This is a genomic window from Streptomyces sp. NPDC044044 (assembly GCF_056434405.1).
Genome location: NZ_JBWKFG010000003.1, coordinates 624,096 through 649,925 on the forward strand (window position 1 = coordinate 624,096; position 25,830 = coordinate 649,925).

Sequence of the window (25,830 nt, forward strand, 5' to 3'; positions counted from 1 at the left end):
GGCCCGTCACTGTGTCGGTGGGGTACGGCAGGATGGTGCGGATGAGCGAGGAGAGCGGAGCCGCCACCCCACCGGAGCAAGGCCTCTCGGCGTACCCGGAGTACGCCGAGCGGGTCTTCGAGGTCGCGGAGCTGATCCCGCCGGGTCGGGTGATGACGTACGGGGACGTCGCGGAGTGGCTGGAGGAGGGCGGCCCCCGGCAGGTCGGCCGGGTGATGGCCCTCTACGGGGACGCGGTTCCGTGGTGGCGCGTGGTGCGCGCGGACGGCCGGCTGCTGCCGGGCCACGAGCTGCGGGCGCTCGGCCACTACCGCGCGGAGGGCACGCCGCTGCGCGAGGCGGGCCGCGCGTCCGAGGGCCATGTGCCGCGCCTCGACATGCGCCGGGCGCGCTGGGACGGCGCTCATCCGGGTGAGGACGGCAACGCGGATCCGCGCGGGGGCGACGGCACGGCTTCGCGTCGGGGCGGCGGCGACGCGGTGCGTGGCGGCGCGGCGGGAAGCGGCGACGCGCTGCGTGGCGGCGCGGTGGGAAGCGGCGACGCCGCTCGTCCGCAGGCTCCGGGGGCTCACACCTGACAGCTTCGGCCATCCCGCGGCGTCGCGGGGGACCAGTGGCCCGTACGGGGGAAGCCACACGTCCCGCACGCCCGCTGGCGTAGCGTCGACAGCACGCATTTCTCTCACCCCGCAGCCATCGCGCAGCCGTTTTTCACCACGTACACCCACCAGGACCGGCGACCCACGTGAGCTCCACTTCTTCCGCCCGGCACACCCGGCACCCGTCGCACCGTCAGGTGCGACAGGGGGCCCAGGGCGCCTATCGACTGGTGCGTACACCGCCGGTCCGCGTGGACCCCCCTCGTCTTGACGCACGGCAGCGTGCGGTGGTTGACCACCCCGGAGGACCGCTGCTCGTCCTGGCGGGACCCGGCACGGGCAAGACGACGACGCTCGTGGAGTCCGTCGCCGCGCGGATCGCGAAGGGCACGGAGCCGGAGCGGGTCCTGGTCCTGACCTTCAGCCGCAAGGCCGCGGTGGAGCTGCGCGACCGCATGGCGCTGCGCATAGGAGCGGCCAACGCCCCGCAGGCGACGACCTTCCACTCCTTCTGCTACGCCCTCATCCGCGCCCACCAGGACGCGGACCTGTTCGTCGAGCCGCTCCGACTCCTCTCGGGTCCCGAGCAGGACGTGGCCGTACGGGAGCTCCTCGCGGGCCAGATCGACCTGGCGGGGGAGGGGCGCTCCCACGTCCGCTGGCCGGACGAGCTGCGCGCCTGCCTGACGACGCGGGGCTTCGCCGACGAGGTGCGCGCGGTCCTGGCCCGCAGCCGCGAGCTGGGCCTCGGCCCCGACGCCCTGGACGCCTTCGCCCGCCGCGCGGGGCGCCCGGACTGGGGCGCGGCGGCGGCGTTCCTCGCCGAGTACCTGGACGTGCTCGACATGCAGGGAGTGCTCGACTACGCGGAACTGGTGCACCGCGCGGTGCTGCTCGCGCGGCGCCCCGAGGTGGCGCGGGCGCTCGGCGCGCAGTACGACGCGGTGTTCGTGGACGAGTACCAGGACACGGATCCCGCGCAGGTGAGGCTGTTGCACGCGCTGGCCGGGGGCGGACGCTCCCTCGTCGCGTTCGGCGACCCGGACCAGTCGATCTACACCTTCCGGGGCGCCGACGTGAACGGCATCCTGGAGTTCCCCGACGCCTTCCCGCGCACGGACGGCACAGCGGCGCCGGTGGAGGTCCTGACGACGTCCCGCAGATCGGGATCGGGGCTCCTGGCGGCCACGCGCCTGCTGACCCGGCGCATGCCGCTGACCAGGCTGCCCGCGGAGAAGGTGCGGGCCCACCGGGACCTGGCGGCGGTCAGGGACGGCGGCCGCGTCGAGGCGTACACGTACCCGACGTCCGGTGCCGAGCTCGACAACATCGCGGACATCCTGCGCCGCGCGCACCTGGAGGACGGGGTCCCCTGGAGCGAGATGGCGGTCCTGGTCCGCGCGGGGGCCCACACGATCCCGGCGGTCCGCCGCAGCCTCACCGCGGCGGGCGTACCCCTGGACATCGACGGCGACGACATCGCCCTGCGCCACGAGCCGGCGGTGACGCCGTTGCTTACGGCGCTGCGGGCGGTGGCCATGGGGGTGGTCGACGGGGTGGTCGACGGGGTGGTCGACCAGGTGTCGGCTGCTGGGGCGGAGCCGGAGCCGGGGCCGGAGCCTCTGGCGGGGGCTGACACCGAGGCTGGTCCTGAGGGCGCGGTTGATCGTGAGGGCGAGGCTGGTCCTGAGGGCGAGGCTGAGTCTGAAGGCGCGGCTGAGCTTGAAAGTGCGGTTGAGTCTGAAGGTGCGGCTGAGTCTGAAGGCGCAGTTGAGTCTGAAGGCGCGGCTGAGTCTGAAGGCGCGGCTGAGTCAGAAGGGGTGGCTGAGTCTGAAGGCGTGGCTGATGCCGATCCGGGGCCCGCGCCGAACGCCACGGCTCCTACCTGGCTCGACACCGAGACCGCCCTGACCCTCCTCACCTCGCCCCTCGCCGGCATGGACGCCGCCGACCTCCGTCGCCTCGGCCGGGCCCTGCGTGCGGAGGAGCGTGCCGCGGGGAATCATCTGCCGCCGCCCTCCGACGAGCTTCTTGCCCGTGCGCTCGCCGAGCCGGAGCGGCTCGTCGCGCACGATCCCGCGTACGCGCGTGGTGCCCAGCGGCTCGGCGCCCTGCTCCGCAAGGCCCGTGAGCGGCTCGCGGGCGGCGGCACCGCCGAGGAGGCGCTCTGGGAGCTGTGGGACGGCACGCCGTGGCCGCGCCGCCTTGAGCGGGCCGCACGTCGCGGAGGCGCCGCCGGGCGCAACGCGGACCGCGATCTCGACGCGGTCTGCGCCCTGTTCGCGTACGCATCCCGCGCCGAGGAGCGCACCGGCGGGCGCGGAGCTCTCAACTTCCTTGAGGAGACCGAGGCGCAGGACATCGCCGCGGACACCCTCATGCGCAGGGCGGTACGCCCCGACGCCGTACGCCTGATGACGGCGCACCGTTCCAAGGGTTTGGAGTGGCGGCTCGTGGTGGTCGCCGGAGTCCAGGAAGGCCTCTGGCCCGACCTGCGCCGCCGCGGCTCCCTCCTGGAGGCCGACCGCATCGGCAGCGACGGCCTCGCGGAGCCTCTCACTCCCGGAGCGCTCCTCTCCGAAGAGCGCCGGTTGTTCTACGTGGCCGCCACGCGCGCGCGTGAACGTCTCGTCGTCACCGCGGTCAAGGCCCCCGCGGACGACGGCGACCAGCCCTCCCGCTTCCTCACCGAACTCGGCGTCGAGCCCAAGGACATAACGGGCCGCCCGCGCCGCCCCCTGTCCGTCTCCGCGCTCGTCGCCGAGCTGCGCTCCACCACCGTCGACCCCCGCGTATCGGAGCCCCTGCGCGAGGCCGCGGCCCACCGCCTCGCCCGGCTCGCCGCGCTGAGCGACGCCGACGGGCGCCCCCTTGTGCCGTCGGCGCACCCGTACCGCTGGTGGGGCATGTACGAGCCGACGGCCAGCGAAGTCCCCCTGCGGGACCGCGACAAGCCCGTCGTCCTCTCCGGAAGCGCCCTGGACCAGCTCGCCAACACCTGTTCCCTGCAGTGGTTCCTGGGCCGCGAGGTGAAGGCGGACGCCCCCGCGACCGCCGCCCAGGGCTTCGGCAACGTGGTGCACGTCCTGGCCGACGAGGTCGCGTCCGGCACGACCCCCGCCGACCTCGCCGTCCTCATGGAGCGCCTCGACTCCGTCTGGGACGCGCTGGCCTTCGACGCCCCCTGGAAGTCGGCACAGGAGAAGGAGCACGCGCGCGTGGCGCTCGAACGCTTCCTCCAGTGGCATGTGACGGACCGCGCGACCCGCACTCCCGTCAGCAGCGAGCATGACTTCGACGTGACCCTCGAAGCGGGCCCCTACGAAGTACGCGTGCGCGGCTCCATGGACCGCGTCGAGCAGGACGCGCAAGGCCGCGCCTACGTAGTCGACTTCAAGACCGGCAAACAGTCCCCCACCGCCGCCGAAGTGGCGCGCCACCCGCAGCTCGCCGTCTACCAACTCGCCCTTCGCGAGGGCGCGGTCGACGACGCCTTCGAAGGCGTACGTCCGGAAGCGGGCGGCGCGGAACTGGTGCAGCTGCGCCAGGGCGCCGCCAAGAAGGACGGCGGCGAGACCCTCCCCAAGGTGCAGGCCCAGGAGCCGCTCTCCGGGGAGTGGGTGGGCGACCTCCTCGCCACCGCGGCCGGCAAGGTCCTCGACGAACGCTTCTCTCCCACCACCGGCCAGCACTGCACGCACTGCGCCTTCCGCGCCTCGTGCAGCGCGCGGCCGGAGGGCCGGCAGGTCGTGGAGTGACGTGGCGGCAACAGCACCGCCAGTGGCCAACGTCACGTCTCGGCAGCTGCTTTCATAGCAGGCTCACAGGCCATCTAAAGTCTCGGTAAAGCTGATTTGTGCACCAGTGGACCCTCCGATCGTGCACCTTCCCGAGGAGATACAGACATGGCAGCCAACCGGAAGCTCCTGGCCGCGGCAGTCGCGTGTGCCACCGTGTTCGTCGGCGTCACGGGCTGCTCCAGCGAGGAGAAGGACCCCTTCGAGGGGATGAGCGCCGACAAGATCGCCAAGAAGGCGGCCGACACGTCCAAGGGCGCGGGCTCCTTCAAGGTGACCGGTGAGGGCAAGCAGGACGGCAAGCCGCTCCACGTCGACTTCTCGGTCGCCAAGTCCGGTGACTGCAAGGGCAAGATGGACGGCGGCGCGGACGGCACCGCCGAGCTCCTCGTGTCCGGCGACACCCAGTACATGAAGGGCGACGAGGCGTTCTGGAAGGACGCCATGAACGGCAGCGGCCAGGCGTCGCGCCTCAAGGGCAAGTGGGTGAAGTCGCCCAACGCCGGGGGCGAGGGCGTCTGCGACGCGGACGCCATGTTCCAGTCCAAGGAGCTCAAGAAGCTCAAGCGTGAGGACGACTCCGAGGTCGACGGCAAGAAGGCGGCCGTGCTCACGAAGAACAAGTCGGGCAAGAAGACCACCTTCTACGTCGCCGCCGAGGGCAAGCCGTACTTCCTGAAGGTCGTCTCGACCGGCAAGGACGACCCGGGCACGATGAACTTCACCGACTACGGCACGCCCGTGTCCGTCAAGGCGCCGGCCCCGGGTGACGTCATGGACATGGAAGAGCTCATGAAGCCCTGACATCGTCATGGGTGACGGCGGCCACCCGACAACCGGAGATGCCCCGATTGTCAGTGGCCGCCGCTAGCCTCTCTGACGTGCCATCTCGTATCACCGACCCCGAGCAGCTCAAAGAGCTCCTCGGCATCCCGTTCACCCCGGAGCAGACGGCCTGCATCACGGCGCCGCCCGCCCCGCAGGTGATCGTGGCCGGAGCCGGGTCGGGCAAGACGACGGTGATGGCGGCCCGCGTGGTCTGGCTGGTCGGCACGGGGCAGGTCGCTCCCGATCAGGTCCTCGGCCTCACGTTCACGAACAAGGCGGCGGGCGAACTCGCCGAGCGCGTGCGCCAGGCGCTCATCAAGGCCGGGGTCACCGACCCCGAGGCGCTCGACCCGGACAACCCCCCGGGCGAGCCGGTCATCTCCACGTACCACGCCTTCGCGGGACGCCTCCTGACCGACCACGGTCTGCGCATAGGGCTCGAACCCACCGCCCGTCTCCTCGCCGACGCCACCCGCTTCCAGCTCGCCGCGCGCGTGCTGCGCGAGGCGCCGGGCCCCTATCCCGCGCTGACCCGTTCCTTCCCGGACCTCGTCAGCGACCTCCTCGCGCTCGACAGCGAGCTCGCCGAGCACCTCGTGCGCCCCGAGAAGCTCCGCGCGTACGACACCGAGCTGCTGCGCGCCTTGGAAGGCGCCAAGCTCTCCAACGCCGACCTGCGCAAGGTGCCGGAGACGGCGGAGGCACGGCTCGAACTGGCCGAGCTCGTCGGCCGCTACAGGGAGGCGAAGCGCGCCCGCGACCTCCTCGACTTCGGCGACCAGATCGCCCTCTCCGCGACGCTGGCCCGCACTCGCGCGGAGGTCGGCGAGATCCTGCGCGAGGAGTTCCGCGTCGTCCTGCTCGACGAGTATCAGGACACCTCGGTGGCCCAGCGCATCCTCCTGGCAGGCCTCTTCGGAGGCGGCACGGGCCACCCCGTGACGGCGGTCGGCGACCCCTGCCAGGCGATCTACGGCTGGCGCGGCGCCTCCGTGGCGAACCTGGACGACTTCCCCGAGCACTTCGCGTACGCCGACGGACGCCCCGCGGCCCGCCACGCGCTCAGCGAGAACCGCCGCAGCGGCGGCCGCCTCCTGGACCTGGCGAACGGCCTCGCGGAGCCGCTGCGCGCGATGCACGCGGGCGTGGAGGCCCTGCGGCCCGCGCCGGGCGCCGAGCGCGACGGCATGGTGCGCTGCGCCCTGCTGCGCACGCATGCCGAGGAGATCGGCTGGATCGCCGACTCCATCGCGCACCTCGTGAACACCGGAAAGGCCCCCGGCGAGATCGCGGTCCTGTGCCGCACGGCGACGGACTTCGCGCAGATCCAGGGCGCGCTGGTCGCCCGCGACGTCCCCGTGGAGGTCGTCGGCCTCTCCGGGCTCCTGCACCTCCCGGAGGTCGCCGACCTGGTCGCCGTCTGCGAGGTGCTCCAGGACCCGGGTGCGAACGCCTCCCTGGTGCGCCTCCTGACCGGCCCCCGCTGGCGCATCGGCCCGCGCGACCTCGCCCTCCTGGGCCGCCGCGCACGCCTCCTCGTACGCCATGGGCACGCGGCCCCCGACGACCCGGACCGGCGGCTCGCCGAGGCGGTCGAGGGGGTCGACCCCGCCGAGGTGATATCGCTCGCGGACGCGCTCGACACGTTCCTGGAGACGCCCCTGGACGACGACACGGAGGACGACGGGCTGCCCTTCTCGCCGGAGGCGAGGGTGCGGTTCGCACGTCTCGCCGCCGAACTGCGCGATCTGCGCCGCTCGCTGGCCGACCCCCTGATGGACGTGCTGCACCGCGTGCTCGCCGTCACGGGCCTCGAAGTCGAACTCTCCGCGTCACCGCACGCTCTCGCGGCCCGCCGCCGCGAGACCCTCTCGAACTTCCTGGACGTCGCCGCCTCCTTCGCCGCGAACGACAGCGGGGCGAGCCTGCTGGCCTTCCTCGCCTTCCTGCGGACGGCCGCGCAGTACGAGAAGGGCCTGGACAACGCCCTGCCCGGCGGCGAGAACACGGTCAAGGTGCTCACCGCCCACAAGTCCAAGGGCCTGGAGTGGGACGTCGTGGCCGTCCCCGGTCTGGTCACCGGGACGTTCCCGAGCACCCAGGGGCGTGAGAAGTGGACGGCCCAGGGCAAGGTCGTCCCGCACGCGCTGCGCGGGGACGCGGCGACCCTGCCGGACATCGAGGCGTGGGACTCCCGGTCCATGAAGGCGTTCCATGAGGACATGAAGGAGCACCAGCGCACCGAGGAGCTCCGCCTCGGCTATGTGACCTTCACCCGCCCCCGCTCGCTGCTCCTGGGCTCGGGCCACTGGTGGGGCCCTTCGCAGAAGAAGCCGCGCGGCCCCTCGGACTTCCTGCGCGCGCTGTACGACCACTGCGCGGTGGGTCACGGGGAGATCGAGGCCTGGGCGGACGAACCGGAGGAGGGCGAGGAGAACCCCGCCCTGGCGGAGGGCGCCGCCGAGCACGCGTGGCCGCTCCCGCTGGACGACACGTCCCTGGCCCGCCGCCGGGCCGCCGCGCAGACGGTCCTCACTCATCTGGACCGCCTGACGGGCGATCTGACGGGGGATCTGACGGGGGAGGGGGCGCCGGACGACGCCCGCTCGCACGAAGAGCCCCATCCGTCGGCGTACGACGACGTGCCCCCGTCCGAGGACCCGGACTGGCCACCGCCTCCGGAGGACGAAGAGCCGCCCTACGAAGAAGCCGGGTTGCCCGAGGCAGACGACCCCGCCGACCCCGCCGATCCCGCCGACCCCGACGACTGGGAGTCCTGGACGTCGGCCCGCCCGGCGATCCCGCACCAGGCGGCCGCCCCGCCCTCCGGACCCGACGCCCGCCCGCACCCCGCCGACCCCACCGACCCCGCTCCCGAGCCTGTCCCGGAGGCCACCCCGGAGCGGACGGTCGTCCCGGAAGACCCCCGCCTCACCCCGGAGGAGCCCCGCCTCACCCCGGAGGAATCCCGCACCCTCGCCTCCTGGGACCGCGACCTGGACGCCCTCACCGGCGAACTCCTGCGCGCCCGCGAGGCGATCAGGGACATCCCCGTCCCCGCCTCCCTCACCGCGTCCGAAGTGCTGCGCCTGGCCGCCGACCCGGAGGGCTTCGCGCAGGAGCTCGCGCGCCCCATGCCGCGCCCGCCGCAGCCCGCGGCCCGCCGCGGCACCCGCTTCCACGCCTGGGTGGAGACCCGCTTCGAGGAGCTGCGCCTGCCGCTGCTCGCCCCCGACGACCTGCCGGGCGGCGGCCCCGGCGAGGCCGAGATCGCCGACGAACGCGATCTGGAAGCGCTCAAGGAAGCCTTCGAACGCACCGAGTACGCCCACCGCACCCCCCACCGCGTCGAGGTGCCCTTCCAGCTGACGCTCGCGGGCCGCGTCGTCCGCGGCCGGATCGACGCGGTCTACAAGGAGGTCGACGGCGACGACGTGACGTACGAGATCGTCGACTGGAAGACCAGCCGCACCCGCACCGCCGACCCCCTGCAGCTCGCCGTCTACCGCCTGGCCTGGGCCGAGCTGCACGGAGTGCCGCCGGAGTCCGTGAGGGCGGCGTTCCTGTACGTGCGCAGCGGCGAGACCTCCCGCCCCGCGCACCTGCCGGGCAGGGCCGAGCTCGAGCGGATCCTGATCGAGGAACCGGGCGGGCAGCCGGGTGACGAACCACCGGACGATCCGGCTCCCGGGGGCGGCTAGGCTCGTGACCATGAGCCAGTCCGTTGACAGTGACGTCAGTGGCGTCAGCGCCGTTCGTACGTACATCCAGACCCACCGTGCCGCCTTCCTCGACGAACTCGCCGAGTGGCTGCGCATCCCGTCCGTGTCGGCACAGCCCGACCATGCACAGGACGTGCGGCGCAGCGCGGACTGGCTCGCGGCCCAGCTCAAGGAGACCGGCTTCCCGACCGCCGAGGTCTGGCAGACAGCCGGTGCTCCCGCCGTCTTCGCCGAGTGGCCCTCCGGGGACCCCGAGGCCCCCACGGTCCTCGTCTACGGCCACCACGACGTGCAGCCCGCCGCCCGCGAGGACGGCTGGCACACCGACCCCTTCGAGCCCGTCGTCCAGGGAAACCGGCTCTACGCGCGCGGGGCGGCCGACGACAAGGGCCAGGTGTTCTTCCACACACTCGGCGTCCGCGCCCATCTCGCCGCCACCGGACGCACCGCACCCGCCGTGAACCTGAAGCTCTTGATCGAGGGCGAGGAGGAGTCGGGCTCGCCGCACTTCCGCGCGCTGATCGAGGAGCACAAGGAGCGCATCGCCGCCGACGCCGTCATCGTCTCGGACACCGGCATGTGGGCGGAGGACACCCCCACGGTCTGCACCGGCATGCGCGGCCTCGCCGAATGCGAGATCGAGCTGCGCGGCCCCGACCAGGACATCCACTCGGGATCCTTCGGCGGCGCCGTCCCGAACCCGGCGACCGCGGCCGCCCGCCTCGTCGCCGCGCTGCACGACGAGCACGCGCGCGTGGCCGTCCCCGGGTTCTACGAAGGCATCGTCGAACTCACCGACCGCGAGCGCGAACTCTTCGCCGAGCTGCCCTTCGACGAGGAGCGCTGGCTGCGCACGGCCAAGTCGCACGCGACCCACGGAGAAGCGGGCCACACCACCCTGGAGCGCATCTGGGCCCGCCCCACCGCCGAGGTCAACGGCATCGGCGGCGGATACCAAGGACCGGGCGGCAAGACGATCGTCCCGTCGTCCGTCCTCCTCAAGCTGTCCTTCCGGCTCGTCGCGGGCCAGGACCCGGACCGCATCGAAGAAGCCGTACGCACCTGGGTCGGTGACCAGCTGCCGGACGGAATCAGCCACACGATCACCTTCGGTGCCGCCACGCGCCCCTGCCTGACACCGCTCGACCACCCCGCCCTGCAGTCCGTCGTACGGGCGATGGGCCGGGCCTTCGAGCAGCCGATCCGCTTCACCCGAGAGGGCGGTTCGGGACCGGCCGCCGATCTCCAGGACGTACTGGCCGCCCCCGTGCTCTTCCTGGGCATCTCCGTGCCGTCCGACGGCTGGCACGCACCGAACGAGAAGGTCGAACTCGATCTGCTCCTCAAGGGAGTCGAGACGACGGCCTACCTGTGGGGCGATCTCGCCGAGCACGGGCGCGATGCACACTGAGCCCCGCCTTGTAGACCTTGCTGAACCACCCATTCCATCGGGGGAGTTGGAAGCACCTGTGACCACCTGGACCGACCGCACCGCTGACCGTCCCGTCTCGCTCACCGCACCGAGCGGCATCGATCGCGCAGCCCACCACCGCCTCGACGAGGCCTGGCTCGCCGCCGCCTGGAGCCACCCCACGACACGGGTCTTCGTGGTCTCCGGCGGACAGGTCCTGATCGACGAGACACCGGACGGCAGCACCGAACTGGTGATGACCCCGTCCTTCGAGGCGCCCCTCACCGAGGCCCACCGCTACTTCCTGGGCACGGACGACGACGGCGTCAGCTACTTCGCGCTGCAGAAGGACTCCCTGCCGGGCCGCATGGACCAGCAGGCGCGCCCCGCGGGCCTGCGCGAGGCGGGGCTTCTCCTGTCGCCCCGCGACGCGGGCCTGATGGTGCACGCCGTCGCCCTGGAGAACTGGCAGCGCTTGCACCGCTTCTGCTCGCGCTGCGGCGAGCGCACCGTCATCGCGGCGGCAGGACACATCCGCCGCTGCCAGGCGTGCGGCGCCGAGCACTACCCGCGTACGGACCCGGCCGTGATCATGCTGGTGACGGACGACCAGGACCGCGCGCTCCTGGGCCGTCAGGTGCACTGGCCCGAGGGCCGCTTCTCGACGCTGGCCGGCTTCGTGGAGCCGGGCGAGTCCATCGAGACGTCGGTGCGGCGCGAGGTCTGGGAGGAGGCCGGTGTCGTGGTCGGCGACGTCGAGTACGTCGCGAGCCAGCCCTGGCCGTTCCCCTCCAGCCTGATGCTGGGCTTCATGGCCGACGCCACGTCGTCGGAGATCAACGTGGACGGCGAGGAGATCTCCGAGGCCCGCTGGTTCTCCCGGGAAGACCTGCGGGCCGCATTCGAGTCCGGGGAGGTCCTGCCTCCCTACGGGATCTCGATTGCGGCCCGACTGATCGAGCTCTGGTACGGCAAGCCCCTGCCGAAGCCGGGCACCGTCGGCTAGGGCCCGCAAGGGCCCCGGCCGCTCAGGCTGCCAGCTTCTGCTTCACCTGGGCCAGCGACGGGTTCGTCAGCGTCGAGCCGTCCGGGAAGAGAACGGTGGGAACCGTCTGGTTTCCGCCGTTCGCCTTCTCGACGAAGGTCGCGGAATCCGGGTCGTGCTCAATGTTGATCTCGTTGTACGTGATGCCCTCGCGGTCCATCTGGCCCTTGAGCCGGCGGCAGTAGCCGCACCACGTGGTGCTGTACATCGTCACAGTGCCCGGCATGTGTCTCGCGCTCCTTTGTTGCTCGGCATGCGTCATCGCAAAGACTCGAACGTACGCGACCCGGCCACCATTCCCGCATTAGTACGACTGCACCGGCCTCCCTGTGGACAACCCGGCTCACGCGCCTCCGGCGACCTGGCAGCATGGCGGGGTGACAGCAGCAACGCACTCCACCCTCTTCCCGCAGGTCCCGGACTCTGCCGACGCGGTGCTCGCCGGGCTCGACCCCGAGCAGCGCGAGGTGGCCACCGCCCTGCACGGGCCGGTGTGTGTCCTGGCGGGCGCCGGGACGGGCAAGACACGGGCGATCACGCACCGGATCGCCTATGGCGTGCGCGCCGGGATCCTCCAGCCCGCCAGCGTGCTCGCCGTCACGTTCACCAACCGCGCGGCGGGCGAGATGCGTGGCCGCCTGCGCCAGCTCGGCGCCTCCGGGGTCCAGGCGCGCACGTTCCACTCCGCCGCCCTGCGCCAGCTCCAGTTCTTCTGGCCCAAGGCGGTCGGCGGATCGCTGCCCCGGATCGTCGACCGGAAGATCAAAATCGTCGCGGACGCGGCGGCCGCATCCCGCATCCGCCTGGACCGCAACGAACTGCGCGACGTGACGAGCGAGATCGAGTGGTCCAAGGTCACCCAGACCGTCCCCTCGGACTATGCGGCGGCCGCCGCGAAGTCGGGCCGCCTCATCCCCCGTGACGCGGCGGAGATCGCCCAGATCTACGGCGCGTACGAAGACCTGAAGCGCGAGCGCTCCGTCATCGACTTCGAGGACGTCCTGCTCCTGGCCGTCGGCATCCTCCAGGACCGCCACGACATCGCCGACCAGGTCCGCGCGCAGTACCAACACTTCGTGGTCGACGAATATCAGGACGTCAGCCCGCTCCAGCAGCGCCTCCTGGAGCTGTGGCTCGGCGACCGCGACAGCCTCTGCGTCGTCGGCGACGCCAGCCAGACGATCTACTCCTTCACCGGCGCGACCCCCGATCACCTGCTGAACTTCCGCACCCGCCACCCCGGAGCGACGGTCGTCAAGCTCGTCAGGGACTACCGCTCCACGCCCCAGGTCGTCCACCTCGCCAACGGCCTGCTCTCCCAGGCCCGGGGCCGCGCAGCGGACCACCGCCTCGAACTGATCTCCCAGCGCGACGCCGGAGCCGAACCGGTCTACACGGAGTACGCGGACGAGCCCGCCGAGGCCGAAGGCGCCGCCCGCCGCATCAGGGCCCTCATCGCCGACGGCGTCCCGGCGAGCGAGATCGCGGTCCTCTTCCGCACGAACTCCCAGTCCGAGATCTACGAACAGGCACTCGCCGACGCCGGCGTGCCCTATCAGCTGCGCGGCGCCGAGCGGTTCTTCGAGCGCACCGAGGTCCGTGAGGCGGGCGCGGCCCTGCGCGGCGCGGCCCGCTTCGGGGGCAACGACTCCCTCCTTGACGACGTCATCGACCTGCCCTCGCAGGTGCGGGCCGTCCTCTCCACGAAGGGCTGGACGACACAGCCCCCTGCGGGCTCCGGCGCGGCCCGCGACCGCTGGGAGTCCCTGGCGGCCCTCGTACGCCTCGCCGAGGACTTCGCCAGGGCCAAGTCCGACGCGACGCTCTCCGACCTCGTGGGGGAGCTCGACGAGCGCGCGAGCGCCCAGCACGCGCCGACCGTCGAGGGCGTCACCCTCGCCTCGCTGCACGCCGCCAAGGGCCTGGAATGGGACGCCGTCTTCCTGGTCGGCCTCGCCGAGGGCATGATGCCGATCACGTACGCCAAGACGGACGAGCAGGTCGAGGAGGAGCGCCGCCTCCTGTACGTGGGCGTGACCCGGGCCCGCCTCCACCTCTTCCTCTCCTGGGCACTGTCCCGCTCTCCGGGCGGCCGCGCCGGCCGCCGCCCCAGCCGGTTCCTCGACGGGCTGCGCCCCGGCTCGGGGGCGGGCGCGGGAGCGCGCGCCGCGGCCGGGGGACCCGGCGGGGTCGAGCGCGGCAGCGGCGGAGCGGAGAGCGTCGGCGCCAAGAGCCGCCGACGGACCAGCAGGTCCCCGGCCCGCTGCCGGGTCTGCGGGCGGACCCTGACCGACGCGGGCGAGATGAAGCTCATGCGGTGCGAGGACTGCCCGTCCGACATGGACGAGGGTCTCTACGAACGCCTGCGGGAGTGGCGTTCGGGCCAGGCCGAGCTCCTCGGACAGCCCGCCTACTGCGTGTTCACGGACAAGACCTTGATCGCCATCGCGGAGGCCGCACCCGACGAGGAGGGCGAACTGGCCCGGATCCCCGGCGTCGGCGTGCGCAAGCTCAACCGCTTCGGATCTGATGTCCTCGCCATTTGTGCAGGTGGGGACGGTGTAAGGGGCGCCGATGGCAACTGATTCAAACTCGTCGAAAAAATAGTTTGCGCAGGCGCAAGGAAGACCCATAGGTTCTTAAGCACGGGAACGGCGGCTTCTCCGAAGCCCTCGCCCCGTGCTGTACTTAATAGCCCGCAGGATCGGTTCCGGCCGATCCCATAGACGCCGAGAGGAGGCGATTCCAGTGATCAGCATCAACCAGAGCTTCATCAGCACCGCGAAAATGACCGATCGCTCGGTCGTCGCTTCCTGCCTGCTCGGCTTCTCGAACCTGGGCACCGGTCTGTCCGGTGGCATCGCTGCCGCCGCCGTCCGTCCGGAGTCCTCTGTCCTGCCTCTGTCCCTCCCGCGTCTCAACGTTCTTCCGATGCGTGAGGTCAATGAAGGCAGCGAGCGAGCGACCAAGGCACCGGAAGCAGTAGTGACGGCACAGGCGCAGGCCTATGCCTTTGCCGCAGCCGGTGCCGGATCGAAGACGAAGACGCAGCACCAGACGACGCAGCAGCACCACACGATGTGGGCCTTCCGTGGGCTCGAACCCTGGAGTGATCCAGTCTGATCCTCGATCAGACCGGCGCCTTCAGGGCCGCGGAACCCCACCCGGGATCCGCGGCCCTTCTGTTTTCCCAAAAACGGGATGACGGAGCGAAGGGGCCGAGCAAGACCCGGTACCAGCCGCCAACCGGCCGACCCAGGCCGGCACGACCAGACGAGGAAAACACCACCGTGCAACTCGAAGCGCACGCCCCGTCCGTACCGCCTTCAGAGACTCTCCCCCCGCCCGTTCCCACGGAGGACCCGACCTTGACTCCCCTGACCGCGCTCACCGCGCTCGACGACGCCATCGAGAACCTCGGCGTACCCGTCCCCTGCCGTGCCTACGACCCGGAGGTCTTCTTCGCCGAGTCGCCGGCGGACGTCGAGTACGCCAAGTCCCTCTGCCGTACCTGCCCGCTGATGGAGGCCTGCCTGGCCGGCGCCAAGGAGCGGCGTGAGCCGTGGGGCGTCTGGGGCGGCGAGCTCTTCGTCCAGGGTGTGGTCGTTGCCCGCAAGCGGCCGCGTGGCCGTCCGCGCAAGAACCCGGTAGCGGCATGACCATCACCGGAACGATCGATCGCCCCCTGACGCACGACCCCAAGAAGCAGGCCCCCATGAAGGCAGCCACCGCTGAGCCCGCAGGCTCCGCCACCCCGGACTTCACCACCACCGGCGCGAACGGATCGCGTCAGAACAGGACCCGCGAGATGCAACTCATCCCAGAAGCCATGGCTCGTGCGCATATGCACGAACGCATGCGTGAGGCCGAGGCCGGCCGCCCGGCCGCCCGTCTGATGGCGGCTCGCCGGATGCAGCGCCGCGCCGAGCGCGCGTCGCTGCGCGCCAGGCGCGCGCTCGCCATCGCCGTCATGCAGTGACGAGGCGACACGCCGACTGAGCACCACCACGATGCCCGCGGGGGCCGGTCCGAACGGACCGGCCCCCGCGGTGCGTTGTGCCGGGCGAACCTCCGGAAGCGGCGATAGGGTCGCCGGGTGGACCAGCAGACTCCTGAGCCCGCGGGCGCCGAGAATCTCGTGTGTTCCGGCTGCGGCGCGGTCGCCGACGGCACGCCGCCCACCTGGATTTGCTCCGTGGAGAACGGCGAGCGCCGCTACTTCTGTGACACCTGCGCCCGCGAGAATCTCCGGGCCATCGAGGGACGACTCGACTCCGCCTGGTGGTGAGGGCGAGCCGCCGCGTCAGGCCCCGGCCGCGGGATCGTCCGCCTCCAGCTCCTCGGACTCCAGCTCCTCGAGCCCCTCCTCCAGGAAGCCCGGCAGCCACTCCTCGAGCTCGTCCCGCATCCGCACCGTCGCCCCGAGCTGACAGAGCACCCCGATCGTGCTCAACGTCACACGGTGTATCAGCAGATACGACGGCGGGAGGTTCAGCCGCTTGCCCAACTGATAGGCGGGGGAGCGGGGATCGGCGACCCGAGCCGCCTGCCCGCGCATCCAGCCCCGGGTGAAGGTGAACTCCTCCACCAGCATGGGTTCGATGATCGGCAGCAGATAGTCGAGGACCGCGTCCGGTTCGAGCTCGACGGACTCCTGGACGAAGTCCTCCTCGCGCAACATCTCGTAGACCGCGTCGGCCTCGCCGTCGAGCGTCATCCGCAGGGAGCGCCCGATGGTCGGGGGCAGCCCGCCGGGCAACCGGTCCACCGTGCCGAAGTCGAGGACCCCGAGCCGCCAGCCGTCCTTCTCGTCGGGCAGCAGACGGAAGTTGCCCGGATGCGGGTCGGCGTGCAGCAGGCCGGTGCGTGCCGGACCCGAGAAGAGGAAACGGGCGAGGAGCTGTCCCGCCCGGTCCCGCTGCTCCTGCGTGCCGTCCGCGATCACGTCCGACAGCGGAACTCCGTCGATCCACTCGGTCACCAGGACCTGCTCGCACTGGTGCACCACATCGGGCACCACGACATCCGGGTCGTCCGCGAACTCCTCGGCGTGTGCCTGCTGCGCCTGGGCCTCCAGGCTGTAGTCGAGCTCCTCGGAGACACGGTCGCGCAGCTCCGCGATGAGCGGCTTGATGTCCATCCCCGGAATCAGCGGCCCCAGGAGCCGGGCGAACCGGCTGAGCTGGTTCAGGTCGGAGAGCAGCGCCTCGCCCGCCCCCGGATACTGCACCTTGACCGCGACCTCGCGCCCGTCCTGCCACACCGCCCGGTGGACCTGCCCGATCGACGCGGCGGCGGCCGGCTTGTCCTCGAACTCCAGGAACAGCTCGCGCCAGTCCTCCCCGAGCCGCTCCGCGAGCACGGCGTGCACGGTGCGCGTCGGCATCGGCGGCGCCGCTTCCTGCAGCTTCGTCAGCGCCGCGCGATAGGGTCCCGCGACCTCCTCGGGCAGCGCCGATTCGAAGACCGACAGCGCCTGGCCGAACTTCATGGCCCCGCCCTTGAGCTCGCCGAGCACTTTGAACAGCTGCTCCGCCGTGCGCTGCTGCAGCTCACGGCCGACGATCTCCGCCGACTTGCCCCCGATCCGCTTGCCGAGCCCCCAGGTCGCCCGCCCGGCGAAGCCGAGTGGCAGCGCGGCCAGTTTGGCGGTACGGGTTACCGCCTTCCGGGGAAGATCAGACATGCGCCCCTCCAAATCCCAGACAGCCGCGCCTTGTCAGGCGCTTACCCCGGCCATTGTGTCGTGCGGCGTCTCGTCCCCGGCGGGGTGTTCCCCCTTATCCACCACACCCGCCCCGCATGGGCACGTGAGATGCGGTGGCACCGGCCGCGCATGCCAGTCGAATCCGGGCGCGGACGCCTCCCAGCGGACCCCCGCGCTCGCCGGTGCCGCCCCGTCGAGGAAGGCCAGGGCATGCGCGGCGGCAAGGCCCGCGACCGTGGTCGACAGTGCCAGGTCGCACGCGGTGACATGGCGCGCGCGTCCCGAACGCCACTGCGCCAGCATGCGCGGCCAGGTGGGATCCCGATCCGCGCGGTCCAGCGCCAGACAGCCCGCGCAGGCCGTCGCCCCCGGCAGGACGAGCGGCCCCACCACGCCGGTTCCTTCGATCACGCCCGCATAGAGATGAGGTGTCCCCGACGAGACGAGCGGCTCGGCGGCGAGCGGGTCGGGGGCGTGGGCGTCAAGCCCGTCCCGCGGGGCGATGATCACGAGGGAGAGACCCGGCTCCGCTTCCCCCTGTGCCCCCGCTCCCCTCCGGCCCCGGCGGGGCGGCCGGTCCGGGGCCGATTGCCGCACGACCCGCCGCGCCGCCGCGTCCCTGCGGTCGCCGACCGCGTCGGCGGGAAGACCGCCCGGCGCCACGTCCCAGGGCTCGACGACTCCTCCCTCCATCACATCGACCTGCCCCACACCCGCCCCGGACAGCACCGAGGCCACCACCGCCCCCACCCGGCCCGCTCCCCGCACCTGCACCTGCACCGCGCGCCGCGCCGCCAGTCTCCGCATCCCGTCGCCAGGCCCGGGAGTCACGACGGACAGGGAGGCCAGATCCGGGCGCAGCCGGTCCATGGCCTGGACCCGCTTGCGCAGGGCGTCGGCCGCAGCGCCGCCGCCCGTCGCGTCGTCCAGGAGCCCGGCCCTGGACAGCCGCCGGACGAGCCGGTCCACGTGACCGTCGGGCAGGCCCATCCGCTTGCCCTCGTCGCGCAGGAGCGGCAACCCGCGTGTCCCGTCCAGGAGCTGGAGAAAGCTGCCCGTCGCCGTGTCCACCGGCCCGAGCACCAGAGCGTGCGCGGGCGCCACGCCGAACTGGATCGTGTTCAGATCGCGCCATCCGCGCCGCAGCGCCGGTTTCAAGATCGGATGCATGGTCGTCCCCCGTGGTCATCCGGCGCTGTCGGTCCCCGCCCGCATCGCCGGTCGACAGCCAGAATGCCCGCTCCGGCCGACAGCCGCGGAGCGTTGTCCACAGGCAGGGGGTATTCGTCGTACTAATCGATCGCACGGGGAGCGATACCCCGCCGAACCGTCCCGGAGGCGGGACTTCCCCCATGCCCAGCGGGTAACGTCGGGGCGTGCCCGCCGACCCACTGCACCGCGCCGGAAACCCACAGCGCAGCACGACCAGCCCGCCGTCACCCGGCTCGGGGGCGAGCGCGGTCGAGGTCAGACGGAGCGCCCGCCGGCGCAGAACGGTCTCCGCGTACCGAGAGGGCGATCGCACCGTCGTGCTCATCCCCGCCCGCATGTCCGAGGCCGAGGAACAGCGCTGGGTCAACGTCATGCTCGACAAGCTCGCGGCCCAGGAGAGCAAGCGGGTCCTGGGCGACGCGGAGCTCTCCGAACGCGCCGAGCGTCTCTCCGAGCAGTACTTCGACGGTCGGGCCAGGCCCACGTCCGTTCGCTGGGTCACGAACCAGAACACCCGGTGGGGTTCGTGCACCCCGTCGGAGGGCAGCATCCGCCTTTCGCACCGGCTGCAGGGCATGCCCGAATACGTCGTCGACTACGTCCTCGTCCACGAGCTCGCGCACCTCCTCGTCCCCGGGCACGGGCCCAACTTCTGGCAGCTCCTCGAGGCGTATCCCCGGACGGAGCGGGCTCGTGGGTACCTCGAAGGTGTGGTCGCGGCCGACCGGCTGCCCCATCTGCCCGCGGCCCGCGACGAGTGAACTTCCGCCGCGCGCGGAGGTTGTGTACCGGGTCTGTACCGGCTTGGCTCGCTGTCGGACTTTGCGGTTAGCCTGACGCGACGCATTTACATTCGGGATGGGGGACGGTCGTTACGTATGGCCAGGGAATTCCAACGCGGCCACAAGGCCAAGATCAGTGACCTCACCGCGGGCACCGATCTGTACGTAGGTGTGCAGATCTCCGCCCCCGGACTGAGCTTCGACATCAGCTGCTTCGGCCTGGACGCGGACGAGCGCCTCTCGGACGACAGTTACTTCATCTTCTTCAACCAGCCGAAGTCGCCCGAGGAGTCCATCCAGCTCCTGGGCGCGCAGGCCGGTGACACGGAGTCCTTCCGGGTCACGCTCGACCGGATCCCGTCCCAGATCAAGAAGCTGTCGTTCACCGCGACGATCGACGGCGCCGGACAGATGTCGCAGGTCGCACCGGGCTACATCCGGATCGTCGCGGGCGGCGAGGAAGTGGCCCGCTACTCCTTCAACGGCGCGGAGTTCTCCACGGAACGTGCCGTGATGCTGGGCGACTTCTATCTGAAGGACGTCTGGCGGTTCGCCGCGATCGGTCAGGGCTTCGACGGTGGTCTCGACGCGCTCCTGAAGAACTTCGGCGGCGAGGTCGCCGAGGAGGAGCCCGCGCAGGCACCGCAGGCCGCCGGCGCCCCGTCCTTCGCGCCGCCCGGACAGGCCGCCGCGCCGCCCGCGTTCGGCGCCCCCGCGGCCCCCGCAGCCCCCGCGCAGACCCCGGCACCGGCCCCCGCACCCGCTCCGGCCCCCGCGCCCGCCCCTGCTCCGGCCCAGAACTTCGCGCCGCCGCAGGGTGTCACTCCGCCGCCCGCCCCGGCCCCCGTGGACCCGTCGGTGCACGCGGCGCAGACCATCGTGGCGCCGATGAACCAGCCGCAGGGCGGCACGATGCCGCCCCCGCCGGCCCCCGCGCCGTACGGACAGCCGGGACAGCCCGGCCAGCAGCCGCAGCAGCAGCCGCAGTTCGGCCAGGTCCCCGGCCAGTCGGCGCCCCCGCCGCCCGGTTACGGCCAGCAGCCCAGCGCCCCGATGCCTCCCGGCTACGGCCAGCAGCCTCCCGGCCAGTTCCCCGGTCAGCCCGCTGCCCCGTCCCCGTACGGAGCCGGTGTTCCCCAGGGTTCTGTGCAAGGCGGCGGTGTGGCCGCGGCTCTCGCCGCGTACCGCGAGGCCCCCACCGGGCAGCGCTGGACGCAGCAGAACGAGAAGATGGTCCGCGTCGACCTAGGCGTCAGCGAGCAGGCCGTGCTCGCCCGGCAGGGCAGCATGGTGCTCTACCAGGGCAAGGTCGAGTTCAGCTACAAGGGCGCGGGCTTCGCGGGCCGCGTCGTGGGCAACGCGACCGGCCAGGAGATGCAGCTGATGCGCTGCTCCGGCCGCGGCCAGGTCTTCCTCGCCGAGGAAGCCACCCACCTGCACCCCATCGAGCTCCAGGGCGACGCGATCTGTGTCTCCGCGGAGAACGTCCTCGCGTTCGACGAGACGCTCCAGCACGAGGTGCGCAGGATCGAGGGCCACGGCATCCCCGGTGGCGCGCTGTTCGTGATGCAGTTCCAGGGCAGCGGCACGGTCATCGTCAAGACGCACGGCGTGCCCGTCGTCCTGCCCGTCACGCCGACGACGTTCGCCGACTGCCAGTCCGTTGTCGCCTGGTCGGCGGCGGCCCAGGCGATCGTCTCCAGCCAGGTCCGGGTGCGCAGCAACGCGTACGCGGGCTCCACGGGGGAGAGCGTGAACCTCCAGTTCCGGGGCGCTCCCGGCAACTTCATCATCGTCCAGCCGTACGAGGTCTGAGGGAGCCCGTCATGAATCAGCAACTCGCGGGCTTCGCCCCGGCGCCAGTCGCCGCCCGTATGGAGAACCATGGCAACCACATGCTCAAGGTGGCCATGCAGAGCGGAAACGACCTCCTCGCGCGCGTGGGGTCGATGGTCGCCTACGAAGGGTTCGTCACGTACGAGCCCAATCCCCCCGCGGTCCGCCAGATCGCCAAGGAGTGGATGACCGGCGAGGGCGCGCCCCTGATGAAGTGCTCCGGAGACGGCCTGCTCTATCTCGCCGACTACGGAGCCGATGTCGTCGTCGTCAACCTGGCGGGCGACTCGCTCTCGGTGAACGGCACGAACCTCCTCGCCTTCGACACGTCCCTCCAGTGGGGCGTCGAGCGGGTCAAGGGGATGGCCAAGTTCGCCGGGCAGGGCCTGTGGAACATCAAGATCGCCGGCCAGGGCTGGGTGGCGCTGACCTCCCGCGGCACCCCGATCGTCGTCGACTGCGGCCGCGGCGACGACGAGACGTACGTCGACCCGGACGCCCTGATCGCCTGGTCCCCGAACCTCAAGGTGAAGGGCAAGCGCAGCTTCAAGGCCGGTTCGCTCATCGGGCGCGGCAGCGGTGAGGCCTATCAGATGGGCTTCTCCGGGGAGGGCATCGTCGTCGTACAGCCCAGCGAGGACAGCACCGACCGTCTCCGAGCTCGGGGCTGAGGGGGAGCAGGACACCATGCAGAGCCCACTTTTCGCGCACACCGAGCAGCAGACTCAGGAGCGCTACACCGTCCAGAACCCGCAGCTGCTGCGGGTCGCCCTCGAGGGCCACGACGACATCCTGGCCCGCAAGGGCGCCATGGTCGCCTACCAGGGTCTGATGGAGTTCGACGCCGAGTACCAGAGCCAGGGCAACCAGCGGGCCCGCGCGCACACCGGCGAAGGCCTCGACCTGATGCGCTGCCACGGCCAGGGCACGGTCTATCTCGCCAACCTCGCCCAGTACATCCACGTAGTGGATGTGGACCGGGACGGTCTGACCGTGGACAGCAGCTATGTCCTCGCGCTCGACTCGTCGCTGACCCATCAGGTCATCGCCGTCGACAGCCAGTACGGCATCTCCGGGTCCGGCAAGTACCAGCTCAACATCACGGGTCGCGGCAAGGTCGCCCTGATGACATCGGGCCAGCCGCTGATGCTGCAGGTCACCCCGGACCAGTACGTGAACGCCGACGCCGACGCGATCGTCGCCTGGTCCAACGGCCTGCGGGTGCAGATGCAGGCCCAGACGCACTCGTCGGGCGTGTGGCGGCGCCGCGGCAACACCGGTGAGGGCTGGGAGCTCAGCTTCATGGGCCAGGGCTACGCCCTCGTCCAGCCGAGCGAGATGCTGCCGCCGCAGAACGCGGTCGTCGGGCAGGGCGCCCGCGCCCAGTACGGCATGGGCCAGCAGGGCGCTCGGGGGCAGAACCAGGGCAACGTCTGGAGCTGAGCCCTTTCCGGGCGGGATGGAACCCGAAAAAGGAGCGCGGGAAATCTGCGGGCCGGTCGTGGCTGGTCGCACGGTTCCCCGCGCCCCTTCGGGGGGGGCGCCCCCTGGGGCGCTTCTTAAAGCCGTGCCCTTGTTGCTTCCAGCAGGCGTACGACCGACTCGTCCGCCACCTCCGCCACCTCGTCGTACGCGAACCAGCGCAGGTCCAGTGACTCGTCGCTGATCGCCTCGACGGCGTCCTGCGGGGCCAGTGCCGCGTACTGCACGTCGAGGTGCTGCGTGCAGGGTCCCGGGATCGGGTGCCGGTCCAGGCGGACGGGGCCGCCAGGGAGGAGCGTCAGGCCCGGCACACCGGACTCCTCGGTGGCCTCACGCAGCGCTGCCGCGGCCAGCGTCGGGTCGCCCGGCTCGCAGTGGCCGCCCATCTGGAGCCACATCCGCAGCTTCTTGTGCAGAGTCAGGAGCACGCGCCCGCGCGCGGGGTCGATGACCAGCGCGCTGGCCGTCACATGGCCGACCGTGCAGGCCTTCCACATGCCGTCGTCGGGGTGGGCGGCGAGATGGTCCAGGTAGTACTGGCGCAGCTCTTCCTGGGTCTCGTCCGCGTAGCCCTTCAGTACGAGGACCGTGTCGTCGTGAAGGCTCACTTGTCGCTTTCGCCCTTGTCGCTGTCGCCCTCGTCCTTGCCCTTGGTGTCGCCGTCGGCCTCGGTGTCCTTCTTGAGGTCCGGCTTGGCGGAACCGCCGCCCGCCGCCTCGCCGAGCATCTTGTCCAGCTCGGAGAAGTCCACCGGCTCGTGGTGCACGAAGCCGTCCGGGTCGTCCAGGTCCGAGGCCGTCGGCAGCATGTCCGGGTGCGCCCACAGGCCGTCACGTCCGTCCACACCACGGGCGTCCGTGAGCGAGGCCCACAGGCGCGAGGCGTCCCGCAGCCTGCGCGGGCGCAGTTCCAGGCCGATCAGCGTGGCGAAGGTCTGCTCGGCGGGTCCGCCCGTCGCGCGGCGGCGGCGCAGCGTCTCGCGGAGGGCGTCGGCGGACGACAGACGGGGCTTGGCCGCCGCGTGCACGACCGCGTCCACCCAGCCCTCGACGAGCGCGAGAGCCGTCTCCAGGCGGGCCAGGGCGGCCTTCTGCGCGGGAGTGTCCTCCGGCTGGAACATGCCCTGCTGGAGCGCTTCCTGCAGCTGCTCGGGATTCTGCGGGTCGAGCTGGCCGACCACGTCCTCCAGCTTGGCGGTGTCGACCTTGATGCCGCGGGCGTACCCCTCGACCGCGCCGAACAGATGCGAGCGCAGCCACGGCACGTGGGCGAAGAGCCGCTGGTGGGCGGCCTCACGCAGCGCCAGGTAGAGCCGGACCTCCTCCTGGGGGATGCCCAGGTCCTTGCCGAAGGCCTCGACGTTCACCGGGAGCAGGGCGGCCTTGCCGGCCGGACCGAGCGGCAGGCCGATGTCCGTGGAGCCGACGACCTCGCCCGCGAGCACGCCCACGGCCTGGCCGATCTGCTGGCCGAACATGGCGCCGCCCATGGAGCGCATCATCCCGATGAGCGGGCCTGCCATGGCCTGCATCTCCTCGGGCAGCACGTCACCCATGGCGAGGCCGACGCGCTCGGCGACCGGGTCGACCAGTTCCTTCCACACCGGAAGGGTCGCCTCGACCCACTCGGCGCGGCTCCAGGCCACGGCCACGCCGGAGCCGGAGGGCAGCGACGTCGCGTCGTCGAGCCACAGGTCGGCCAGGCGGATGGCCTCCTCGACCGCGCCGCGCTCCGTGGGGCCGACGCTCGCGTCCTTGGTGCCGTCGGGCGTGCCCTGGGAGACGGTCTGGCGTGCGATGTCCTTGGCCATGTCCCAGTTCACCGGGCCGCCCTCGTACGAGAGCATCTGGCCGAGCTGCTGGAAGGCGGCGCCCAGGTCGTTCGGGTTCATCGAGCCGAACATCGCGGCGAACGGATTGTCACCGCCCTGGCCGCCGGGACCGCCCGCGCCGGGCAGGCCGCTGAAGCCGAACGGGTTCCCAGGGCCACCACCTGCACCCTGTCCCCCTCCGGGGCTGTCCTTCTTCTTGCCCTCGTCGCCGTTCTCCGGCTCCTCCGGCGGAAGGCCGAATCCGAATGGGGTGTCACTCACGGGATTCCTCGGCTCGTCAGGCCGCCGGTACTGTTCCGGCGGCGGCTGCCTTACAACACCACCCAGCGTAGACACCGTGACGGGATAGGGCCTCAGTGCTCCGCCGACTCATGGCCTGCGGCAGGATGGATGCCACCTGGTACGTACGCGTCATTCGCGTATCTACTGAAGACAACCGCTGGAGACGCCCGGTGAGTTCCCCAGATCCACAGGTTCGCGCAGCGCGAAACCTTTCTACTCCGGCCCCCGTACGCGGGCCCGTGGTCGCCGTCACCGGCGCCGCGTCCGGCGTGGGCGCGCTGCTGACCGAGCGCCTGGCCGCGTCCGAGGAGATCAAGCAGGTCGTTGCCATCGACGAGCGGCGGGGCGAGTGCGCCCAGGCCCAGTGGCACATCCTGGACGTCAGGGATCCGGCCATCGCCGAGAAGCTGCGGGGCGCGGACGTCGTGGTCCACCTCGCGCTCGATCTCGACCTGGAGACCGACGCCGCTGCCCGCACGGCGTACAACGTGCGCGGCACGCAGACCGTGCTGACGGCCGCCGCGGCGGCCGGTGTCCACCGCGTCGTGCTCTGCACGTCGGCGATGGTCTACGGAGCCCTGTCCGACAACGAACTGCCCCTCTCCGAAGACTCCGAACTGCGCGCCACCGCGGAGGCGACCGGCGTCGGTGACCTCCTGGAGGTCGAGCGGCTCGCCCGGCGCGCGCCCCGTGCGCACCCGGGCCTGAACGTCACCGTGGTGCGGCCCGCGGTCCTGGTGGGCGGCACGGACACAGCGCTCACGCGGTACTTCGAGTCGCCCCGGCTGCTCGTGGTGGCGGGCTCGCGCCCGGCCTGGCAGTTCTGCCACGTCGAGGACCTGTGCAGCGCCCTGGAGTACGCCGTCCTGGAGAAGGTCGACGGGGAGCTGGCCGTCGGCTGCGACGGATGGCTGGAGCAGGAAGAGGTCGAGGAGCTCAGCGAGATCCGCCGCATGGAGCTGCCCTCCACGGTGGCACTCGGCGCGGCGGCCCGGCTGCACCGGATCGGTCTCACTCCGTCCCCGGCCGGTGACCTCGCGTACACGATGTACCCGTGGGTGGTCAGCGTCAGCAGGCTGCACGACGCGGGATGGCGGCCGCAGTGGACCAACGAGGAGGTCCTCGCGGAGCTGCTCGAAGAGGTCGCGGGGCGCCGGACCGTGGCGGGACGCAGGCTCGGGCGCAAGGACGCGACGGCCGCGGGTGCCGCGGGGGCGACGGTCGCGCTGCTGGGCGCGGCTGCGGTGGTGCGGCGCGCGCGGAAGGCACGCCGCCGGATCTGAGATCCCGGAGGTC

General features: G+C 71.8%; 21 protein-coding genes. 16 read left to right on the forward strand and 5 right to left on the reverse strand.

The window, feature by feature from the left end; genetic code table 11:
* The first annotated feature begins 41 nt into the window (after positions 1 to 41).
* From AC07AG_RS13745 to nudC, 6 genes are all read left to right on the forward strand, one after another.
* Positions 42 to 578, forward strand: coding sequence for an MGMT family protein (locus AC07AG_RS13745; RefSeq protein WP_478754887.1), 537 nt, complete (start codon positions 42 to 44; stop codon positions 576 to 578).
* Positions 579 to 745: 167 nt separating this feature from the next.
* Complete coding sequence (locus tag AC07AG_RS13750; protein WP_478754889.1) at positions 746 to 4,357, forward strand: ATP-dependent helicase; 3,612 nt, start codon at positions 746 to 748, stop codon at positions 4,355 to 4,357.
* 147 nt (positions 4,358 to 4,504) lie between these two features.
* Positions 4,505 to 5,200 (forward strand): hypothetical protein, encoded by a 696-nt coding sequence (locus AC07AG_RS13755; protein WP_478754891.1) that lies wholly within the window; start codon positions 4,505 to 4,507, stop codon positions 5,198 to 5,200.
* Between the two features lie 77 nt (positions 5,201 to 5,277).
* Entirely contained in the window at positions 5,278 to 8,925 is a 3,648-nt protein-coding gene (locus AC07AG_RS13760) for a UvrD-helicase domain-containing protein (RefSeq protein ID WP_478754893.1), read from the forward strand.
* 10 nt (positions 8,926 to 8,935) lie between these two features.
* Complete coding sequence (locus tag AC07AG_RS13765) at positions 8,936 to 10,357, forward strand: dipeptidase (protein WP_478754895.1); 1,422 nt, start codon at positions 8,936 to 8,938, stop codon at positions 10,355 to 10,357.
* A 58-nt stretch (positions 10,358 to 10,415) separates the two neighbouring features.
* Complete coding sequence (gene nudC, locus AC07AG_RS13770) at positions 10,416 to 11,363, forward strand: NAD(+) diphosphatase (RefSeq protein WP_478754897.1); 948 nt, start codon at positions 10,416 to 10,418, stop codon at positions 11,361 to 11,363.
* 22 nt (positions 11,364 to 11,385) lie between these two features.
* Here the strand turns inward: nudC and AC07AG_RS13775 are convergent, their stop codons facing one another.
* Positions 11,386 to 11,628 (reverse strand): mycoredoxin, encoded by a 243-nt coding sequence (locus AC07AG_RS13775; protein ID WP_249587883.1) that lies wholly within the window; start codon positions 11,626 to 11,628, stop codon positions 11,386 to 11,388.
* 151 nt (positions 11,629 to 11,779) lie between these two features.
* On the opposite strand from AC07AG_RS13775, the gene AC07AG_RS13780 reads away from it, so the two are divergent.
* From AC07AG_RS13780 to AC07AG_RS13800, 5 genes are all read left to right on the forward strand, one after another.
* Positions 11,780 to 13,987 (forward strand): ATP-dependent DNA helicase UvrD2, encoded by a 2,208-nt coding sequence (locus tag AC07AG_RS13780; RefSeq protein WP_478754899.1) that lies wholly within the window; start codon positions 11,780 to 11,782, stop codon positions 13,985 to 13,987.
* Between the two features lie 163 nt (positions 13,988 to 14,150).
* On the forward strand, positions 14,151 to 14,525 hold the full coding sequence (locus AC07AG_RS13785; RefSeq protein WP_478754901.1) for a hypothetical protein: 375 nt from the start codon (positions 14,151 to 14,153) through the stop codon (positions 14,523 to 14,525).
* Positions 14,526 to 14,692: 167 nt separating this feature from the next.
* Positions 14,693 to 15,061 (forward strand): WhiB family transcriptional regulator, encoded by a 369-nt coding sequence (locus AC07AG_RS13790; protein WP_393405741.1) that lies wholly within the window; start codon positions 14,693 to 14,695, stop codon positions 15,059 to 15,061.
* Positions 15,058 to 15,381 (forward strand): hypothetical protein, encoded by a 324-nt coding sequence (locus AC07AG_RS13795; protein WP_361050391.1) that lies wholly within the window; start codon positions 15,058 to 15,060, stop codon positions 15,379 to 15,381. The genes AC07AG_RS13790 and AC07AG_RS13795 overlap by 4 nt, the downstream gene beginning before the upstream one ends.
* 117 nt (positions 15,382 to 15,498) lie before the next feature.
* Positions 15,499 to 15,690, forward strand: coding sequence for a hypothetical protein (locus AC07AG_RS13800; protein WP_478754903.1), 192 nt, complete (start codon positions 15,499 to 15,501; stop codon positions 15,688 to 15,690).
* 15 nt (positions 15,691 to 15,705) lie between these two features.
* Here the strand turns inward: AC07AG_RS13800 and AC07AG_RS13805 are convergent, their stop codons facing one another.
* Positions 15,706 to 17,088: an ABC1 kinase family protein gene (locus AC07AG_RS13805; RefSeq protein WP_478754905.1), complete on the reverse strand. Its 1,383-nt coding sequence runs from the start codon at positions 17,086 to 17,088 to the stop codon at positions 15,706 to 15,708.
* 33 nt (positions 17,089 to 17,121) lie between these two features.
* Entirely contained in the window at positions 17,122 to 18,279 is a 1,158-nt protein-coding gene (locus tag AC07AG_RS13810; protein WP_478754907.1) for a ThiF family adenylyltransferase, read from the reverse strand.
* Positions 18,280 to 18,485: 206 nt separating this feature from the next.
* Here AC07AG_RS13810 and AC07AG_RS13815 point away from each other — a divergent pair, with 206 nt between their 5' ends.
* The 4 genes from AC07AG_RS13815 (at position 18,486) to AC07AG_RS13830 (ending at position 22,382) form a co-directional block, all read left to right on the forward strand.
* Positions 18,486 to 19,082: a M48 metallopeptidase family protein gene (locus AC07AG_RS13815; protein WP_249587876.1), complete on the forward strand. Its 597-nt coding sequence runs from the start codon at positions 18,486 to 18,488 to the stop codon at positions 19,080 to 19,082.
* Positions 19,083 to 19,199: 117 nt separating this feature from the next.
* The gene (locus tag AC07AG_RS13820; protein ID WP_478754917.1) at positions 19,200 to 20,918 is read left to right on the forward strand and encodes a TerD family protein; all 1,719 of its coding nucleotides are present in this window, start codon (positions 19,200 to 19,202) and stop codon (positions 20,916 to 20,918) included.
* 11 nt (positions 20,919 to 20,929) lie between these two features.
* Positions 20,930 to 21,610 (forward strand): AIM24 family protein, encoded by a 681-nt coding sequence (locus tag AC07AG_RS13825; RefSeq protein WP_478754919.1) that lies wholly within the window; start codon positions 20,930 to 20,932, stop codon positions 21,608 to 21,610.
* A gap of 16 nt (positions 21,611 to 21,626) precedes the next feature.
* Positions 21,627 to 22,382: an AIM24 family protein gene (locus AC07AG_RS13830; protein WP_478754921.1), complete on the forward strand. Its 756-nt coding sequence runs from the start codon at positions 21,627 to 21,629 to the stop codon at positions 22,380 to 22,382.
* Between the two features lie 116 nt (positions 22,383 to 22,498).
* On the opposite strand, the gene AC07AG_RS13835 is transcribed toward AC07AG_RS13830, so the two are convergent.
* Together AC07AG_RS13835 and AC07AG_RS13840 are read right to left on the reverse strand one after the other, a co-directional pair.
* Positions 22,499 to 23,029, reverse strand: coding sequence for an NUDIX hydrolase (locus AC07AG_RS13835; RefSeq protein WP_478754923.1), 531 nt, complete (start codon positions 23,027 to 23,029; stop codon positions 22,499 to 22,501).
* A complete protein-coding gene (locus AC07AG_RS13840) occupies positions 23,026 to 24,513 on the reverse strand; it encodes a zinc-dependent metalloprotease (protein WP_478754925.1) in 1,488 nt (495 codons plus the stop codon). The genes AC07AG_RS13835 and AC07AG_RS13840 overlap by 4 nt, the downstream gene beginning before the upstream one ends.
* A 191-nt stretch (positions 24,514 to 24,704) precedes the next feature.
* Between AC07AG_RS13840 and AC07AG_RS13845 the strand changes: the two genes are divergently transcribed.
* Entirely contained in the window at positions 24,705 to 25,817 is a 1,113-nt protein-coding gene (locus AC07AG_RS13845; protein WP_361050367.1) for an SDR family oxidoreductase, read from the forward strand.
* Positions 25,818 to 25,830: the final 13 nt, after the last annotated feature.

Excerpts from the sequence above, each read along its gene's own strand:
- AC07AG_RS13745 (WP_478754887.1), top strand. The coding sequence starts at position 42 with ATGAGCGAGGAGAGCGGAGCCGCCACCCCACCGGAGCAAGGCCTCTCG.
- AC07AG_RS13755 (WP_478754891.1), top strand. The coding sequence starts at position 4,505 with ATGGCAGCCAACCGGAAGCTCCTGGCCGCGGCAGTCGCGTGTGCCACC.
- AC07AG_RS13765 (WP_478754895.1), top strand. The coding sequence starts at position 8,936 with ATGAGCCAGTCCGTTGACAGTGACGTCAGTGGCGTCAGCGCCGTTCGT.
- AC07AG_RS13775 (WP_249587883.1), bottom strand. The coding sequence starts at position 11,628 with ATGCCGGGCACTGTGACGATGTACAGCACCACGTGGTGCGGCTACTGC.
- AC07AG_RS13795 (WP_361050391.1), top strand. The coding sequence starts at position 15,058 with ATGACCATCACCGGAACGATCGATCGCCCCCTGACGCACGACCCCAAG.
- AC07AG_RS13805 (WP_478754905.1), bottom strand. The coding sequence starts at position 17,088 with ATGTCTGATCTTCCCCGGAAGGCGGTAACCCGTACCGCCAAACTGGCC.
- AC07AG_RS13810 (WP_478754907.1), bottom strand. The coding sequence starts at position 18,279 with ATGCATCCGATCTTGAAACCGGCGCTGCGGCGCGGATGGCGCGATCTG.
- AC07AG_RS13820 (WP_478754917.1), top strand. The coding sequence starts at position 19,200 with ATGGCCAGGGAATTCCAACGCGGCCACAAGGCCAAGATCAGTGACCTC.
- AC07AG_RS13825 (WP_478754919.1), top strand. The coding sequence starts at position 20,930 with ATGAATCAGCAACTCGCGGGCTTCGCCCCGGCGCCAGTCGCCGCCCGT.
- AC07AG_RS13830 (WP_478754921.1), top strand. The coding sequence starts at position 21,627 with ATGCAGAGCCCACTTTTCGCGCACACCGAGCAGCAGACTCAGGAGCGC.